Source organism: Lysinibacillus sp. NPDC093712, from assembly GCF_050280025.1.
Lineage (GTDB): Bacteria > Bacillota > Bacilli > Bacillales_A > Planococcaceae > Lysinibacillus.
Genome location: NZ_JBNNUU010000005.1, coordinates 203,997 through 223,007 on the forward strand (window position 1 = coordinate 203,997; position 19,011 = coordinate 223,007).

The 19,011-nt window shown below is 36.7% G+C and carries 15 protein-coding genes; 7 read left to right on the forward strand and 8 right to left on the reverse strand.

Going from position 1 to position 19,011, the window contains the following annotated elements; translation table 11 throughout:
• Nucleotides 1-220: 220 nt before the first annotated feature.
• From noc to rpmH, 8 genes are all read right to left on the reverse strand, one after another.
• The gene (gene noc / locus ACQKNX_RS18940) at nt 221-1,120 is read right to left on the reverse strand and encodes a nucleoid occlusion protein (protein WP_427430188.1); all 900 of its coding nucleotides are present in this window, start codon (nt 1,118-1,120) and stop codon (nt 221-223) included.
• 180 nt (nt 1,121-1,300) lie between these two features.
• A complete protein-coding gene (gene rsmG / locus ACQKNX_RS18945) occupies nt 1,301-2,017 on the reverse strand; it encodes a 16S rRNA (guanine(527)-N(7))-methyltransferase RsmG (protein ID WP_427430189.1) in 717 nt (238 codons plus the stop codon).
• A gap of 152 nt (nt 2,018-2,169) precedes the next feature.
• On the reverse strand, nt 2,170-4,065 hold the full coding sequence (gene mnmG / locus ACQKNX_RS18950; protein ID WP_427430190.1) for a tRNA uridine-5-carboxymethylaminomethyl(34) synthesis enzyme MnmG: 1,896 nt from the start codon (nt 4,063-4,065) through the stop codon (nt 2,170-2,172).
• A gap of 27 nt (nt 4,066-4,092) precedes the next feature.
• Entirely contained in the window at nt 4,093-5,478 is a 1,386-nt protein-coding gene (gene mnmE, locus ACQKNX_RS18955) for a tRNA uridine-5-carboxymethylaminomethyl(34) synthesis GTPase MnmE (protein ID WP_427430191.1), read from the reverse strand.
• Nucleotides 5,479-5,782: 304 nt separating this feature from the next.
• Nucleotides 5,783-6,604, reverse strand: a complete 822-nt coding sequence (gene jag / locus ACQKNX_RS18960) for an RNA-binding cell elongation regulator Jag/EloR (RefSeq protein ID WP_427430192.1) — start codon at nt 6,602-6,604, stop codon at nt 5,783-5,785.
• Nucleotides 6,601-7,371 carry a membrane protein insertase YidC gene (yidC, locus tag ACQKNX_RS18965; RefSeq protein ID WP_427430193.1) on the reverse strand — a complete coding sequence of 257 codons (771 nt, stop codon included), beginning with the start codon at nt 7,369-7,371 and terminating at the stop codon, nt 6,601-6,603. Before yidC ends, jag begins: the two co-directional genes overlap by 4 nt.
• A gap of 238 nt (nt 7,372-7,609) precedes the next feature.
• Nucleotides 7,610-7,954 carry a ribonuclease P protein component gene (gene rnpA / locus ACQKNX_RS18970; protein ID WP_340821516.1) on the reverse strand — a complete coding sequence of 115 codons (345 nt, stop codon included), beginning with the start codon at nt 7,952-7,954 and terminating at the stop codon, nt 7,610-7,612.
• Between the two features lie 94 nt (nt 7,955-8,048).
• On the reverse strand, nt 8,049-8,183 hold the full coding sequence (gene rpmH, locus ACQKNX_RS18975; protein ID WP_004233310.1) for a 50S ribosomal protein L34: 135 nt from the start codon (nt 8,181-8,183) through the stop codon (nt 8,049-8,051).
• A 555-nt stretch (nt 8,184-8,738) separates the two neighbouring features.
• Between rpmH and dnaA the strand changes: the two genes are divergently transcribed.
• From dnaA to ACQKNX_RS19010, 7 genes are all read left to right on the forward strand, one after another.
• Entirely contained in the window at nt 8,739-10,088 is a 1,350-nt protein-coding gene (dnaA, locus tag ACQKNX_RS18980; protein ID WP_340821514.1) for a chromosomal replication initiator protein DnaA, read from the forward strand.
• A gap of 169 nt (nt 10,089-10,257) precedes the next feature.
• Nucleotides 10,258-11,394 (forward strand): DNA polymerase III subunit beta, encoded by a 1,137-nt coding sequence (dnaN, locus tag ACQKNX_RS18985; RefSeq protein WP_427430194.1) that lies wholly within the window; start codon nt 10,258-10,260, stop codon nt 11,392-11,394.
• Nucleotides 11,395-11,566: 172 nt separating this feature from the next.
• A complete protein-coding gene (gene yaaA / locus ACQKNX_RS18990) occupies nt 11,567-11,791 on the forward strand; it encodes a S4 domain-containing protein YaaA (protein WP_427430195.1) in 225 nt (74 codons plus the stop codon).
• Between the two features lie 3 nt (nt 11,792-11,794).
• Complete coding sequence (gene recF / locus ACQKNX_RS18995) at nt 11,795-12,910, forward strand: DNA replication/repair protein RecF (RefSeq protein ID WP_427430196.1); 1,116 nt, start codon at nt 11,795-11,797, stop codon at nt 12,908-12,910.
• 91 nt (nt 12,911-13,001) lie between these two features.
• Nucleotides 13,002-14,936, forward strand: coding sequence for a DNA topoisomerase (ATP-hydrolyzing) subunit B (gene gyrB, locus ACQKNX_RS19000; protein WP_427430197.1), 1,935 nt, complete (start codon nt 13,002-13,004; stop codon nt 14,934-14,936).
• Between the two features lie 25 nt (nt 14,937-14,961).
• Entirely contained in the window at nt 14,962-17,436 is a 2,475-nt protein-coding gene (gene gyrA, locus ACQKNX_RS19005; RefSeq protein WP_427430198.1) for a DNA gyrase subunit A, read from the forward strand.
• Nucleotides 17,437-17,583: 147 nt separating this feature from the next.
• A complete protein-coding gene (locus ACQKNX_RS19010; RefSeq protein ID WP_427430199.1) occupies nt 17,584-18,672 on the forward strand; it encodes an HD-GYP domain-containing protein in 1,089 nt (362 codons plus the stop codon).
• The last annotated feature ends 339 nt before the right edge of the window (nt 18,673-19,011 follow it).

A 19,011-nucleotide genomic window follows, 5' to 3' on the forward strand; every position in this document is an offset into this window, starting at 1 on the left:
CTTTCATCTATCAAAGTTTGCTTTGACAAATCCATTTGTAAAATCATTGTTCAATACCGCTATCTTAATTATCATTCTATCAAAAAAAACGAATAGAGTTGTATAAAATATTAAGAATATATACAAAAAAGGAGGCATCTTAGAAATAATTCTAAGATCCTCCTCTGTACAGAAGATATAATACAGCACAAATTACTTTTTTAGTATAATTAAATATTCTTTAAGATTTCTTCTTTTTAGGTATTTTCACTGTAATTTGATAATATTCTTCCGTATCTTCTTCCTCTGTTTTAACCGTTATTCCACTTTTCGTCACCATTGATAGTGATTGCTTAATCGTATTCAAGGCGATACGGACATCTTTACTTATCGCTTTCCTTTTCGGCTTCACCTTTTTAGGAATATCTTCTTCTTGATCCACCACTTCAGGATGTAGCAATTTATGAATGTGCTCTTCTAGTTGACGCACATTCCAATCATTTTCAATGGCTCCTTGCAAAATTTCTAATTGCAAAGGTTGGTCTTTAATTGCAATTAGTGCACGTGCATGTCTTTCGGAAATTTGACGCTTTAAAATAGCTTGCTGTACTTCTTCAGGAAGCTTTAATAGACGTAATTTATTGGCTACCGTGGATTGTCCTTTTCCTAAACGCTGAGCCAGTGCTTCTTGTGTTAGTTCATGAAGCTCTAATAATTTTTGGTAGGCAACCGCTTCTTCAATAGCCGTTAACTCTTCACGCTGAAGGTTTTCAATTAATGCAATTGATGCGGTTTCCTTATCCGTTAAATTTCGTACAATCGCAGGAACTTCCGTCCATTGTAGCTTTTTCATTGCTCGGTAACGACGCTCACCAGCAATGATTTCATATTGATTGTTTGCTGTGCTACGTACAACAATTGGTTGAATTACACCATGAGTATGAATGGTTCTTGATAATTCTTCAATTTTTTCGTCATCAAAAATAGTACGTGGCTGAAAACGGTTTGGTACAATTTGATCGATTGGAAGCTTAATAACCTCTTCTGTTGCACGAACCGCCTCTGCTTGTTCTACTTCATTTTCCACAATAGGCTCTGCTTTATTTCCGCCTCCAAAAAAACGTGAAAAAGGACTTTTCATCCAATTGGCACCACCTTTAAGTAACTATCTTGCTCTGTCTCATTCTATTATTATTTATTATATTTCCTAAAATGTATATAGTTCATAGATGTCATTTGCGTGAACCATCCATAACTAGTATGTATGCTCAAACTAGAGAAAATATTTTTCCAGTTTGAGAAGTTTCACATGAAACACTAATTATTGAATAGGTGTTTTATTTGGTACACCAGGTTTACGCGGGTATTTTTTTGGTGTTCCTTTTATTTTATCAAAAACATATAAAGTACGTTCACTTTCTTCAACAGGTAAAGAGAAAGAATATTCTTCTTTTAGTGAAACACCTAAAGTGCTCAATGCTTTTTTTGCATCTTTTAATTCTTCAGGGCCTGCCGAAGCCTTTAAAGCAACAAAATAACCACCCTGTTTTGCCAATGGCACACATAATTCTGATAGTACAGACAAGCGAGCTACTGCACGGGCTGTCACAACATCAAATTGCTCACGATATTTTACATTTTGACCGAATTCCTCTGCGCGTGCATGAACAAAATGCATATGGTCTAACTGTAATTCATCACTTAAATGATTTAAAAATGTAATTCGTTTATTTAAAGAGTCTACAATTGTTACTTGTAAATGGGGGAAGCAGATTTTAATTGGAATACTTGGGAAACCAGCTCCTGCTCCTACATCACAAACTGTTGTTACCTTTGTAAAATCAAAATAAAACGAGGCACTAATTGAATCATAGAAATGTTTTAAATAGACCCCTTCAAAATCTGTGATAGCAGTTAGGTTCATCTTTTCATTCCACTCGACAAGCAGTTCGAAATACTTTTTGAACTGTGCAATTTGCTTTTCAGAAAGCTCGATGCCCTTGTCCTTCAATGCCTCAATAAATTGTTGTTCGTTCATGTAAGGTCTCCTTTTAAAAATTGGCTCAGTATAGTCTATTGCTGATTGTCATGCCTAGTAGGAAGCAATCAACCTTGAGGCATAATATAGCCTAAAAATAGGAAGCGGGCACAATGGTATGCCCGCCTCTTATTCACTTTGCTGTTCCTCTATTATTCGCCACTTACACGCGCGATTTTTCCTTGTTCGATATAAACAAGTAAAATCGAAATGTCTGCAGGGTTTACACCAGAAATTCGAGACGCCTGTGCAATAGAAAGTGGCGTTACTTGTTTTAATTTTTGTCGTGCTTCTGTTGCAAGACCTGAAATGGCGTCATAATCAATGTTTTCTGGAATTTTTTTATTTTCCATTCTATGAAGCTTTTCAACTTGTTGCAATGCCTTTTCAATATAACCTTCATATTTTAGCTGAATTTCGATTTGCTCTTTTATTTCATCCGTTAATTCAATATCAGTTGGTATTAATGAAGAGACTAAATCATAGTGCATTTCCGTACGTTTTAATAAATCTGCTCCACGGATTCCATCTTTCAGTTCACTACCACCTACAGAGCGAATGGCAGATTGCGTTGCTTCATTCGGTTTAATAATGACTTCACGAAGCCGTGCAATTTCATTTTCAATTAACGTTTTTTTCTCCATGAACTTGTCGTAACGTTGCGCTGATAACATCCCCATTTTATAACCATGTTCTACTAAGCGTAAATCTGCATTATCATGACGTAGTAGTAAACGATACTCAGCACGAGATGTTAGGAGACGATAAGGCTCATTCGTACCTTTCGTTACTAAATCATCGATTAAGACACCAATATAAGCTTCTGAACGGCTTAAAATCAGTTCTTCTTTCCCAAGGACGTTGGCAGCAGCATTCATCCCTGCCATTAAGCCTTGAGCAGCAGCTTCTTCATAGCCCGATGTTCCGTTAATTTGGCCTGCTGTATATAAACCTTTAATGCGTTTTGTTTCTAAAGTTGGCCATAATTGCGTTGGAACAATGGCATCGTATTCAATAGCATAGCCTGCACGCATCATTTCAGCTTGTTCTAAACCTGGAATTGATTTTAGCAAACGCTGTTGTACATGCTCAGGTAAGCTTGTTGATAAACCTTGTACATAGACTTCTCGTGTATTGCGTCCTTCTGGCTCTAAAAAGATTTGGTGGCGCGGCTTATCATTAAATCGCACTACTTTATCTTCGATTGAAGGACAATAGCGCGGGCCAGTTCCTTTAATCATACCTGAGTACATTGGTGAAAGATGTAAATTAGCCTCAATAATTTCATGTGTTTGAGGGCTTGTATATGTTAACCAACAAGGAAGTTGATCCATAATGAATTCAGTTGTTTCAAAACTAAATGCACGTGGGACATCATCACCTGGTTGTATTTCTGTTTTTGAATAATCAATTGTACGGCTATTTACACGAGGCGGTGTACCTGTTTTAAAGCGTACAAGGTCAAAACCTAATTCTTTTAAATTATCGGCTAAGCGAATTGAAGGCTGTTGGTTGTTTGGCCCACTTGAATATTTCATGTCACCAATAATAATTTCACCACGTAGGAATGTACCTGTTGTAACTATTACTGCGTTGGCACGATAAATAGCACCAATTTGTGTAATAACACCTTTTACTTCGCCTTCTTCTATAATAAGCTCTTCCACCATAGCTTGGTGAATAGTTAAGTTTTCGTTTTCTTCTAACACGCGTTTCATTTCGTGTTGATATAATACTTTGTCCGCTTGGGCACGTAAAGCACGTACAGCTGGACCTTTCCCTGTATTTAACATACGCATTTGTATATGCGTTTTATCAATAACTTTCCCCATGACTCCACCTAGTGCGTCAATTTCACGTACGACAATCCCTTTTGCAGGGCCACCAATGGATGGGTTGCATGGCATAAATGCAATCATATCTAAGTTGATTGTTAACATGAGCGTGTTAGCGCCCATTTTAGCAGCAGCATAAGCAGCTTCTGCGCCTGCATGACCTGCTCCAATAACAATCACATCAAACGTGCCTGCCTCATATTGTGTTGGCATGCTCGTATCTTCCCTTCTCTAGTAGAATTATTTTCCTAAACAGAACTGTGAAAACAGCTGATTTATTAGGCTTTCTTGCACCGTATCCCCTATAATTTCACCAAGTATTTCCCAAGTTCTTGTTACATCTATTTGCACCATATCAACCGGTACTCCAGCCTGTGCTCCAGCTAATGCGTCCTCTACGGTCGCTTGCGCTTGGTGGAGTAATGCAATATGACGTGCATTTGATACATATGTTAAATCGCCCGCTTCAATTTGACCCTCGAAGAATAATGCTGCAATTGCTTCCTCTAATTCTGTTATTCCTTCTTCTTGTAAAAGAGACGTTGTCACAATACGATGACCACCTGCTAATTCTTTTACACGGTCTAAATCGATTTTTTGCGGTAAATCTGTTTTATTGACAATGACGATATAATCCATCGCCTCAATTGTTTCGAAAAGACGCTCATCCTCAATCGTTAATTCATCCGCATAGTTTAATACGAATAAAATTAAATCAGCGCTTTGTAACGCCTCACGAGAACGTTCAACTCCAATTCGCTCTACAATATCTTCTGTTTCACGAATGCCGGCCGTATCGACTAAACGAAGAGGTACGCCACGTACATTTACGTACTCTTCTATAATATCACGAGTTGTACCTGCTATATCTGTCACAATCGCTTTATTTTCTTGCACTAAACTATTTAAAAGTGAAGATTTCCCTACGTTCGGTCGTCCTAAAATAACAGTCGATAAGCCTTCACGTAAAATTTTTCCCTGAGACGAAGTTTGTAAAAGTTTAATAATTTCATTACGCACCCATGTACATTTTTCAAGCAATACGGGCACTGTCATTTCTTCTACATCATCATACTCTGGATAATCTATATTAACCTCTACTTGCGCTAATGTCTCTAGCAATGCTTGGCGTAAATCACCTATGAGTCGAGATAATTTCCCATCCATTTGACCAAGTGCTACATTCATCGCACGATCTGTCTTCGCTCGAATTAAATCCATCACCGCTTCAGCCTGCGATAAATCAATACGTCCATTTAAAAATGCACGTTTTGTAAATTCACCTGGCTCTGCAAGTCTTGCACCATTCGTTAATACTAATTTTAATACTCGATTAACTGACACAAGTCCTCCGTGACAATTGATCTCTATTACATCCTCACGCGTGAACGTTTTCGGTCCTCGCATTAACGATAGCATGACTTCTTCTACTACCTCATTTGTTTTAGAATCTACTAAATGCCCATAATGAATTGTATGTGAAGCCTGCTGCGTTAAACTTTTCCCACCAGGCGATTTAAATATTTTATCTGCAATGGCTACTGCTTCATCTCCACTTAAGCGAACTATAGCAATAGCACCTTCACCCATAGGTGTGGATATCGCAGCAATTGTATCGAACTCCATTTTATTACCTCCTCAACGTTATCCACATGTGGATAATTAAAACCGATCAACACTTTCTAACATCTTAGACTAACATATTTTCGATAAAATCTAAAGTAAGGATAACTTCCAATTGTGGATAAGCTGAAATTTTTAATCCCTCATCAATTCCGCTTTGAAACTTGCAATATCCGACATATTCCGACTTGTTGTATTGTTACACATAATCACTGGCTTATAAGACAGTAAAAAACGGCCACTTTATCATAGATAAAATGACCGTTTTTTTATAGCATATGTCTGTATGCCTTTTCGTAAAGAGAGCCTAGGCGTTCTTTACTGGTTCAATAACTAAATAGCGATTCGGTTCTGTTCCTTCTGAATATGTTTCAATATCAAGGCGATTCGCTAATTGATTATGAATAATTTTTCTTTCGTATGATTGCATCGGCTCAAATGCCACACGTTGATTTAAACGAAGTGCCTTATCAGCCATACGATCCGCCAGTTGCTCTAAAGCTACTTGGCGACGTTCTCGGTAGTTTTCAACGTCTAATTTAACCATTAGGAACTGTTTAGCCGTTTTATTTAATACAAGTTGTGTTAATTGCTGTAAGGAATTTAACGTTTGACCGCGTTTCCCTATAAGCAGCGCTGCCTTCTCACTATTCAATTGAAACATCACATATTTACCTTCGCGCTTTGTTTCAATTTCAAGATCTTGAATGTCCAATTGCTTAGCTATACTAACTAGGTAAGCTTTTGCTTCTTCAATTGGATTTATAGAGTGATCTTCTTCCTCTTTTCTCTCTTCTTTAACTACTTGTTGAATAGCTTCAATATCCATTGGTTGTTCTGAAACTTGTGAACTTAATTTTTCAACGTCATCCACTACCTTTTGTTCGTTCAATTGCTCAGTAGCCATATCGCCTTGCTCAGCTACTATTTCTGTTTCTGTAGTTGGACGAACTTGTACTTCCTTTACAGTCACACGCACTTCTGCAGAACGTGCTCCAAAACCTAAAAATCCTTTTTTGCCTTTTTGTAAAACTTCAACATCTACTTGTTCACGGGTTTTGCCAAGTTTCTGTAACGCCAATGAGATCGCTTCTTGTGTTGTTGCGCCTATTTGCGTAAGTTGTTTCACTTTTTAGCCCCTCCATTTTGAGCAGGTTGTGTTTTATTTTTTTGCCAAGGTTTATAAATATACAGGTTTTGAAGAATCGAGATAATATTCCCGATTACCCAATATAGTGATAATGCAGCTGGTAACGCCATACCAAAACCGATAATCATGAATGGCATAATATACATCATTATTTTCATTTGAGGGTTATCCATTGCTGGACCCGTACGTAAAACGAAAAATTGCATGATACCAGCAATTATTGCCAAAGCAGGCGCAGATTCTGCTAATGGGAAGATAAAGAAATTTCCTAAATCAAAAGCAGGTGTAGCATTCATTCGACTAATCGCATGATAGAAACCAATTAAAATTGGCATTTGAATGACTACTGGTAAACATCCAGCAACTGGGTTTACACCGGACTCACTCATCAGCTTCATCATTTCTTGCTGATATTGTTTCTGTGTTTGTGCATCCTTAGAAGCATACTTCTTCTGCAATTCCTTCAATTTCGGCTGAATTTCTTGCATTTTTTTAGAGCTCTTCGTTTGTTTAATCATCAATGGAAGAATTGCTAAACGAATAATAATTGTTACCGCAATAATCCCCCATGCATACGTACCAAGTACATCAGCAAAATATTTAATTGCTGATACTAGCGGCCAAACAATGAATTCATTCCAGAAGCCTTGGCTTTCTTTGGATATTGGTTCATTAAATTCTGTACATCCAGATAGTAGTAATGCTACTGATACTAGCGACAAAATCACCCAAAGTTGTTTCTTCAACCGTCTTCCCCCTACAATTACTATTCACTTTTCTTAAATCTATATGCGTTGTCTTTATTCAATTTTATAATTATGACTGAATAAAGTTATCAGTTATTTTATCATGCAAATTAGCTTTCACTCTACTAAATATGCCAATTATTATAGGCTCATGCAGTAAAGTGTTTACTAAATTTACATAAGTTATCGTGGAATCTTTTATAAGTGTACTTTATCGCCACTTTGGTTGCCGTATGTATTACGATTTCTTCAATACTCTAGCAATTCGTAGTACATGCTGCAAACTTTGTTTCACTTCATGAAAATCCATAGTGGCCGCCGGATGTCTGGCGATAATAACATAGTCCATATTCGGTTTTAGTTCATCTTTTAATTCATGAATACTTTGTCGAATATAACGTTTAATTTGGTTGCGTGTTACCGCATTACCAAGTTTTTTACTAACTGATAAACCTACACGAAATTCTGTTTGTCCCTCTTTTGGGAAAAAATAAACGACAAACTGTCGATTCGCGAAAGATTTACCCTTTTTAAACACCTTTTGAAAATCCTCATTCTTTTTCACTCGTTGGCGTTTTTTCATTACTTTCACCTGCTACTAAATTATACTTTTGATCCTTATCGGCTTCAAAAAATAAAGAAAAAAAAGACCACTGATGTGGCTCAGTGGACTTATTTTATGCTGATAAAACTTTTCTTCCTTTACGACGACGAGCAGCAAGAACTTTGCGACCGTTTTTCGTGCTCATACGTGCGCGGAAACCGTGAACTTTGCTGTGCTTACGTTTCTTTGGTTGGTAAGTACGTTTCATTGTATATAGACACCTCCTGAATGAAAGTTGAATTTTTCAACATACAGACCTGCATATTATATAAAGTAAACAGCTATTTTGTCAATGAATTTTAAAAAATTCTTTTAATCCGTCTAATCTATGTTTTTAATTTCCCTCTTTTAAATTATCCACAGAATACTTGTTTTTTTTACACAGACTTGTGTATAGTATTTTTTGCATTATTTTTTATCCACAACGGTTATCTACAGCTTTTTCACATAAGCAGTGCTTGTGGACAACTCAATAGTGAGTAAATCAAGGTTGTGTGGATAAGTTTCATAAACTATTGAAATAGCTTTGTTTTTCTGATACGATTACTGTGCTTCACTTTGTTGAAAACTAAAACGAACTATTCTTTTATCCACAACTGTTGATATGCTGTGGATAATTTTTATCACAGCCTTTGGTTAAGTATTATCCACAGCTTGTGATTTTGTGGATTAGTCGTAAAATGAACGTATTTACTTATCACATAAATGCACTATATTTTTTTTATTGCTGTATATGTATTGAACTGTAAAGGAGAATAGCAGCTTGGAACATTTAGAAGAATTATGGAATAATGTCCTGGCTCAAGTTGAACAAAAAATTTCTAAACCAAGCTTTGAAACGTGGCTAAAGTCTACAAAATTACTTTCTTACAATGGAAGTGGTTCGACAGTGACAATTGCTGCGCCAAATTCGTTTGCTCGAGACTGGCTTGAAAATCATTATATTCATTTGATTACAGGTATATTAACGGAGCTAACAGGCGAAGACTTGCTTATTAAATTTGTTGTTCAAAAAAACCAGGATTCGGACGATTTTGACTTACCAGCGCCGATTATCCAAGCTAAAAATAACGACCATCATGATATTTCACCAGGAATGTTAAACCCGAAATATACATTTGATACGTTCGTTATTGGCTCTGGAAACCGCTTTGCTCATGCTGCATCATTAGCTGTCGCTGAAGCCCCTGCAAAGGCTTATAACCCTTTCTTTATATATGGGGGAGTAGGGCTTGGCAAAACCCATTTAATGCACGCTATTGGCCATTATGTGTTAGAACATAATCCAAATGCAAAAGTCGTGTACTTATCATCAGAAAAATTTACGAATGAGTTTATTAACTCTATTCGTGATAATAAAGCACTCGATTTTCGCAATAAATATCGTAATGTAGATGTTCTGCTAATTGATGATATTCAATTCCTTGCGGGAAAAGAATCTACTCAAGAAGAATTTTTCCATACTTTTAACACATTACACGAGGAATCAAAACAAATTGTCATTTCTAGTGACCGTCCACCAAAGGAAATCCCTACTTTAGAGGATCGCTTACGTTCTCGATTTGAATGGGGGCTTATTACAGATATAGCGCCACCAGATTTAGAAACACGTATTGCGATTCTACGAAAAAAAGCTAAAGCGGACGGTTTGGATGTACCAAACGAGGTAATGCTCTATATCGCGAACCAGATTGACTCCAATATCCGGGAGCTTGAAGGTGCGCTTATTCGTGTCGTAGCATACTCATCGCTAGTTAACAAAGATATTAATGCTACATTAGCCGCTGAAGCGTTAAAAGATATTATTCCTAATACGAAGCCAAGAACTGTAACTATTTTAGACATTCAAAATGCCGTTGGGGAGCACTTTAATATTCGTTTAGAAGACTTTACAGCTAAAAAACGAACAAAACTAATCGCCTTTCCTCGACAAATTGCGATGTTTTTATCGCGCGAATTAACAGATTTCTCATTGCCGAAAATTGGCGAAGAATTTGGTGGTCGTGATCATACTACAGTTATTCATGCTCATGAAAAAATATCTTCGTTGTTGAAAAATGACACACAGTTGCAACAAGATATTAAACAAATTCGTAGCATGCTAGGGAAATAATCTTGTGGACAACTCAAATATTTAAACACAAACTTATACACAGTCTATCTACATGTGGATAGACTGATTTTATTCACATAGAAGCACTTATCCACAAATCCACAGGGCCTATTACTATATCTTTTATATTTAATATAAATAAATAATATAAATATGTGAGGGAAAAGAAATGAAATTTGATATTTTACGTGACCGTTTACTAGAAGGTTTAAATGATGTCATGAAAGCAGTAAGTTCAAAAACAACTATTCCAATATTAACGGGAATTAAAATTGATGTGACAAACGAAGGAATTAGTTTAACTGGTAGTGATGCTGATATTACAATTCAAACATTTATCCCAGTAGAAGAAGATGGACAACAAATTATTCACATTACAGAAACAGGTTCAATTGTTGTACAAGCGCGTATGTTCAATGAAATCGTACGTAAATTACCAACAAATGAGGTAGAACTTCAAGTTACAAGTGGTTTCCAAACGCATATTCGCTCAGGTAAATCTGAATTCCATTTAATTGGCTCAGATGCAGCTGAATATCCTTTATTACCCGAATTAACCGAAGATCAAAAATTTACTATACCTGCAGACCTACTAAAATCAATTATCCGTGAAACAGTATTTGCTGTTGCTACTTCAGAAAGCAGACCGGTGTTGACAGGTGTAAACTGGCAGATAAAAAATGAGGCATTAATCTGTGTTGCAACAGATAGCCATCGTTTAGCAAGACGTAAAGTACAACTAGAAGACTTACCAGAAGTTGAACATAGCGTTGTCATTCCTGGTAAAAGTTTAAATGAGTTAAACAAAGTGTTAGAAGACTCTACAAACCTTGTCCAAATTGTTATTACAAGTCAGCAAGTTTTATTTAAAACAGGAGATGTATTATTCTTCTCTCGCTTGCTTGAAGGTAACTATCCAGATACAACACGTTTAATTCCAGAAGAATATCAAACAAATGTAACGATTAACGGTAAAGCATTGTTACAAGCAATCGATCGTGCATCACTTGTGGCGCGAGGTGATCGTAATAATGTCGTGCGTTTTGAAATTTTAGACAGTCAAGCGGTTGAAGTTTCATCGAATTCTCCGGAGATTGGTAAAGTACAAGAAGAAATACTTGTTGAAGCATTAGAAGGGGAAAACTTAAAAATTTCCTTTAGCGCGAAATACATGATGGAAGCATTGAAAGCAATTGATGGCCAAGATGTAGTGATTCAATTTACAGGCGCTATGAGACCGTTTATTTTACGTTCTGTGCATGATGATGCAATTCTACAATTAATTTTACCAGTACGAACATATTGATCCTCTAATTTTTATTAGTTGAGCAATACTGAGAAAAGATATTTGTGTTACGTTTACTTTATTTGGATAAACTTTGGGATAGTCGCTAGTTGCGGCTATCTTTTTTTACTTATGATGTATTTTTAGGTATGATAGAGAGATAGACATTCTGTATTTGGAGGGTAACACAGCTATGAAAGACATTGAAATCGACGTAGAGTTTGTCACATTAGGGCAACTTTTAAAAATGACCGATGCTATTAGCTCAGGTGGAATGGCAAAATGGTTTTTACACGAAAATGATGTTTACGTAAATGGCGAGGTAGACGATCGCCGTGGTCGCAAATTACGTAACGGAGATGTTGTAAATATCCCTGGATCTGGCCGGTTCCAAATTGTTGGGCCAATTGGACAATAAATTATGCATATAGAGCAGTTAAAACTTACAAATTACCGTAATTATGACGCATTGGCGTTAAATTTCTCACCGAAAATAAATGTATTTATTGGTGAAAATGCCCAAGGGAAAACAAATGTCATGGAATCTATCTACGTATTAGCGATGGCTAAATCGCATCGTACGACGAACGATAAAGAATTGATACGTTGGGATTCAGACTATGGTAAAATAGAAGGGGCCGTTCAAAAAAGGCATGGTATTTTACCGATAGAACTTACCATTACGAAAAAGGGCAAAAAAGGCAAGATTAATCATATTGAACAAAGTCGCCTAAGCCATTATATTGGTCAAATGAACGTAGTGATGTTTGCTCCAGAAGATTTGAATGTTGTAAAGGGAAGTCCACAAATACGACGACGTTTTATCGATATGGAGATTGGCCAAATTTCGCCAGTCTACTTACATGATTTACTAACCTTTCAAAAGATTTTAAAACAACGTAATCACTATTTGAAGATGAATCAGGGCAAGGTAATGACTAACGACGTGATGTATGATGTTTATAATGAGCAGTATATTCACGCAGCTACCCAAATTATTCGAAAAAGATTTCAATTTATGGATTTGTTACAGGAGTGGGCAGAACCAATTCATGCAGGAATTTCACAAGGTAAGGAAACTTTAGTTATTAAATACCGCACCGTAGCAGGTATTGATAAAGGACAGACGACTGGTGAAATTGAAGATCTTTTGCTTAAAAAGCTAATAGAGGTTAAGAACCGTGAATTTGATCGTGGCGTCACTATGGTTGGTCCACATCGAGATGATTTGCAATTTTTGGTGAACGACTATGATGTGCAAACATATGGTTCCCAAGGGCAGCAACGTACAACTGCTTTATCATTAAAGCTTGCCGAAATTGAGTTAATTAAACAAGAAACAAATGAAACACCCATTCTACTTTTAGACGATGTATTGTCGGAACTCGACGATTATCGTCAATCGCATTTATTAAATACCATTCAGGGTGAAGTCCAAACCTTTGTAACGACTACAAGTGTTGATGGAATTCATCATGAGACGATGGAACATGCACAGCTGTTCCACGTGAAACAAGGTGCGATTGAAGAAAGTTAGCCAGGGAGTTTTTTAGATTATAAAAGAATGGTAATAGTCAGCTCGGTTGACTGTTCATTCATTTACACACAATGATGTTATGAAGGAGTAGATGGAAGCCGTGGCTATAGAAAACGAAGGTTTACAAGATCAAGCGTATGAAGCCGATCAGATACAGGTATTAGAAGGTTTAGAAGCGGTTCGTAAAAGACCAGGAATGTATATCGGTTCAACAAGCTCTAAAGGACTTCACCATTTGGTGTGGGAAATTGTTGATAATAGTATTGATGAAGCACTTGCAGGATTTTGTACTGACATCTCAGTTACGATTGAAAAAGATAACTGGATTCGTGTAGAAGATAATGGGCGAGGAATTCCTGTTAGTATTCAAGAAAAAATGGGTAAACCAGCTGTCGAAGTAATTATGACAGTGCTCCATGCCGGAGGTAAATTCGGCGGTGGAGGTTACAAAGTATCTGGTGGTCTTCATGGTGTAGGGGCGTCGGTTGTAAATGCTTTATCAATCGAGACAATTGTCCAAGTTCACCGTGAAGGACATATTCATGAAATAAAATTCGAACGTGGCCAAACTAAACAGGAATTGACTGTTATTGGCGAAACAGATCATAACGGAACAACTACTCGTTTCAAAGCAGACCCAGAAATTTTCAAAGAAACAACCGCTTATGAATTCGATATTTTAGCACACCGTATTCGCGAACTAGCGTACTTGAATCGCGGTATCCGAATTACAATTGCAGATGAGCGTGAAGATGAGATACGTTCTACTACATATCATTATGAGGGTGGTATTCGTTCTTATGTAGAGCACTTAAATAAATCTAAAGAGCCTATTCATGAACCAATCGATGTTCTTGGTGAAAAAGATGGAATTTCTATTGAAATTGCAATGCAATATAATGCAGGCTTTTCTTCGAATATTTTCTCATTCGCTAATAACATCAATACGTACGAGGGTGGTACACATGAGTCTGGCTTTAAAACAGCACTTACTCGTGTTATCAATGATTACGCACGTAAAAATGGTTTATTAAAAGAAGCTGATGCCAACCTTACAGGTGAAGATGTTCGAGAAGGGTTAACAGCTATTGTATCTATTAAGCATCCTGATCCACAATTTGAAGGACAAACAAAAACGAAGCTTGGTAACTCAGAAGTAAGCCAAATTACGAATGCATTATTCTCAGATGGTTTTGAACGTTTTATGTTAGAAAATCCAACTGTTGCACGTAAAATTATTGATAAAGGCTTAATGGCTGCTCGCGCACGTGTCGCAGCGAAAAAGGCTCGTGAATTTACACGCCGTAAATCAGCGCTTGAAGTATCAAGTTTGCCTGGTAAACTTGCGGACTGTTCTTCTACAAATCCTGCAGAATGTGAAATTTACATTGTAGAGGGTGACTCTGCCGGTGGTTCAGCAAAATCTGGACGTGACCGTCATTTCCAAGCGATTTTACCTTTGCGTGGTAAAATTTTGAACGTTGAAAAGGCACGATTAGATAAAATTTTATCGAATGCAGAAATTCGAGCAATGATTACAGCATTCGGTACTGGTATTGGTGAGGAATTTAATTTAGAAAAAGCCCGTTATCATAAAATCATTATTATGACGGATGCCGACGTAGATGGTGCGCATATCCGTACGCTACTATTAACATTCTTCTTCCGTTTCCTAAGACCGCTAGTAGATGCTGGCTATATTTATATTGCACAGCCACCACTATATCAAGTGAAGCAAGGTAAGCATGTTGAATATTGCTATGATGATACTACGCTACAAGAGATTTTAGGAAGATTATCAAGTATGCCTAAGCCAGTTGTTCAACGCTATAAAGGTCTTGGGGAAATGAACGCTGAGCAGCTGTGGGATACAACGATGGATCCAGAGCATCGCACATTGTTACAAGTAGAATTAGATGATGCAATTAAAGCAAATGAAGCTTTCGAACGCTTAATGGGCGATGAAGTAGAACCTCGTCGTCAATTCATTGAAGAAAATGCAGTATACGCTAATTTAGATATTTAATTTTTCTTGAGGGGAGGTCTACACTTTGTCAGAACAAGAACGCTCCGGAGTAAAAGGAGTTAATATAACAGAAGAAATAGAAACATCTTTCCTCGATTATGCTATGAGTGTAATCGTTTCGCGTGCATTACCAGATGTGCGGGATGGATTAAAACCAGTTCATCGTCGTATTTTATACGGTATGCAAGAGTTAGGTAATACAGCAGATAAAGCGTATAAAAAATCAGCACGTATCGTTGGGGATGTAATGGGTAAGTACCATCCACATGGTGACTCCTCTATTTATGATGCAATGGTACGTATGGCGCAAGATTTTAGTTATCGTTACATGCTAGTTGATGGTCACGGGAACTTTGGTTCTGTCGATGGCGACGGAGCTGCGGCGATGCGTTATACAGAATCACGTATGTCCCGCATTGCGATGGAAATGCTTCGTGACATTAATAAAAATACAATTGACTATACGGATAACTATGATGGCTCTGAAAAAGAGCCAGTTGTTTTACCAAGTCGCTATCCAAACTTATTAGTAAATGGTGCGGCAGGGATTGCCGTTGGTATGGCAACAAACATTCCACCACATAATCTTGGAGAAACGATTGATGGGGTATTAGCACTATCTGAAAATCCTGCGATTACAACCGAAGAATTGATGGAAATCATTCCAGGTCCGGATTTCCCAACGGGTGGAATAATTTTAGGACGTAGTGGTATTCGCCGTGCTTACGAAAGCGGCCGTGGCTCAATTATTATTCGAGCTAAAGTAGAAATCGAACAAAAATCAAATGGTAAGGAAACAATTCTAATTCATGAATTACCTTACCAAGTAAATAAAGCAAAACTAATCGAAAAGATTGCTGAGCTCGTACGCGATAAAAAAATCGATGGCATTACAAATTTACGTGATGAATCTGACCGCCGTGGTATGCGAGTAGTTATTGAAATACGAAAAGATGCAAATGCGAATGTAGTCTTAAATAATCTATATAAACAAACAGCGATGCAATCAAGCTTTGGTGTTAATATGCTGTCGTTAGTAAATGGTCAACCAAAAGTAATGGGCATAAAAGAGATGCTGTATCATTATTTAGAGCATCAAAAAGTCATTATTCGACGCCGTACTGAATTTGACTTAAAGAAAGCGGAAGATCGTGCACACATTTTAGAGGGCTTACGTATTGCACTTGACCATATCGACGAAATTATTGCGATTATTCGTGGTTCTCGTAGCGGTGAAGAAGCAAAGCCTCAATTAATGGAACGATTTAATTTATCTGAACGTCAGGCGCAAGCAATTTTGGATATGCGCTTAGTTCGTTTGAGTGGATTAGAACGAGAAAAAATTGAAGCAGAATATCAAGAGTTACAAGTGCTAATTGCGGAATTAAAAGCAATCCTAGCTGACGAAGCTAAAATTGTTGAGATTATTCGTACTGAAATATTAGAACTTAAAGAGCGCTTCAATGATGCCCGTCGTACAGAAATTACATCTGGCGGTATGGAAATGATTGAAGACGAGGATTTAATTCCTGTAGAAAATTCAGTTGTTACTTTAACGCATAATGGTTATATTAAGCGCTTAGCTGCCAATACATACCGCAGTCAAAAGCGTGGTGGTCGTGGTGTGCAAGGAATGGGTACAAACGATGATGACTTCGTAGAACACCTTATGAATACATCTACGCATGATACTATTTTATTCTTCACATCTAAGGGGAAAGTATTCCGTGCAAAAGGTTACGAAATTCCTGAGTATGGACGTACAGCAAAAGGTTTACCTATCGTTAACTTACTCAACATCGATAAAGGTGAAAAAGTCACTGCAATGATTCGTGTTGATTCATTTGATAAGGATGCTTATTTTATCTTTACGACGAAAACAGGTATTACGAAGCGTACACCAGTATCGCAATTTGCTAATATTCGTACAAATGGCTTAATTGCTATTAGTTTACGTGAAGATGATGATTTAATTGCTGTTCGTTTAACGGATGGTATAAAGCAAGTTATTATAGGTACACGTGACGGCATGCTTGTTCGTTTCCAAGAAGATGATATTCGATCAATGGGTCGTACAGCAGGCGGTGTCCGCGGTATTAAACTACGTGACGGTGATGAAGTAGTTGGAATGGAAATCGTTGAACCGGGACAAGAAATTTTAGTTGTTACCGCAAAAGGTTATGGTAAACGTACAACCGAAGAGGAGTATCGTTTACAGAGTCGCGGTGGCGTTGGTTTAAAAACAATTCAAATTACCGACAAAAATGGCCCTATGGTAGCTGTTAAAACTGTCGATGGTTCTGAAGATTTAATGCTTATTACAATCAACGGAATGCTTATACGTATGGATGTAAATGATATTTCATTAATCGGTCGTAGTACTCAAGGAGTTCGTTTAATTCGTTTAGGAGATGACGAACTGGTTGCTACTGTAGCAAAAGTGGAAAAAGAAGACGAAGATGCGTCCGACGAAGATGAAAATGAACAAATAGAAGAATAAAAAAATGGCCGATGACGACAGCGTTTGTTGCTGCTCATCGGTTTTTATTATATATCATGAAAAATAAGTAATAATTTTGAAATTCGTGATAATATATTAATAGACCTTAGTTTAAGTAAGTGAAATAGTAAAGAGGTGTTTAATTTCGTGGAAACGGTACATGTCCCAATTTCAGAATTACGTTTAGGAAAAGTTATTTCTGAAGATATTTTTGCTAATACACAATATCCTATTATCTTTAAAGATACAGTAGTATCCCATGAACATTTACAAGTTTTTAGTGCATTTAATATTTCAAGAGCGCCTGTATATAAAGATAATGTAAAGGATGTTTTAGTAGAAACCGAAAAAGAAATAGATGTAGCTATACAACCGGAAGCTATCCCAACCTTTAAAAGAGTATACGACAATTCTGTGGAACAATTTAAAAGGGAGTTCAAAAATTGGGAGGCTGGTGCAAAGGTAGATATTACAAAAGCTCGTACAATTATTTTGCCTTTACTGGATATGGTATTAGAAGATCGTACTATAATTTTTAACTTAAACGAGTATTCTAACCCTAAAGATTATTTATATCATCATTGTGTAGGTACAGCTTTGATATCTTCCGTTATTGCTCAAAAATTAGGTTATGATAAAGGGTTAACGATTCAAATTGCAATTGGCGGTTTATTAGCAGATTGCGGAATGGCTAAAATTCATCCGCGTATTCGAGATAAAAAAACGACTTTAACCGAACAAGAATTTTCAGAGATTTATAAACATCCTATATATAGCTACAACATGATAAAGGATTTAACAATCTTAAAAGATACAATAAAAGAAGCTATTTTCCAGCATCATGAGCGCTTAAACGGAAGCGGCTATCCTAAAGGTGAGAAAATCGCTAATATATCTATCTTCGCACAAATTATTGCTGTTGCGGATGTTTTTCATGCTATGACATGTGAGCGTATCTATCGATCTAAACAATCTTCGTTTAAAGTTATAGAAATGATTAACGAGTCGGAGTTTGGAAAGTTTGATATTAAAGTAGTAAGAGCACTGATTGATTTAGTGGCAGACCTACCTATTGGTACAATTATTGAGCTTTCAAATTTAGAGCGCGGGGAAGTAATGTTTGTTAACAAATATGCTCCAACTCGCCCAATAGTTAAATTAAGTATTACTGGTGAGATTTTTGATTTAGGTAAAAATCGTACTTTTTATATTTCACGAATAATTACAAATGAATAGCGTGAACAAAGTATTAATAAGGCAGTCATTAAGGTTCTGATTGCCTTATTAACTTGCTATAAAATAAGAGTGAATTAATGTTATTAAAAACTATTTTAATTTTTTTAGAGAAACTGTTGACATAGATTATGAAACTTGATATTATTAATGAGTCGCCAAGAGGTGACACACAAAACGCAACAAAATGAACCTTGAAAACTGAACAAGCAAAACGTAATCAATATAGTTTTTATTAGCTAACTTCGTTAGTGAACGAAACAAAATTTTGGACATCAAAATTGATGCCAGCAAAACAATTTGAGCTAATCAAATTTCTTTTATGGAGAGTTTGATCCTGGC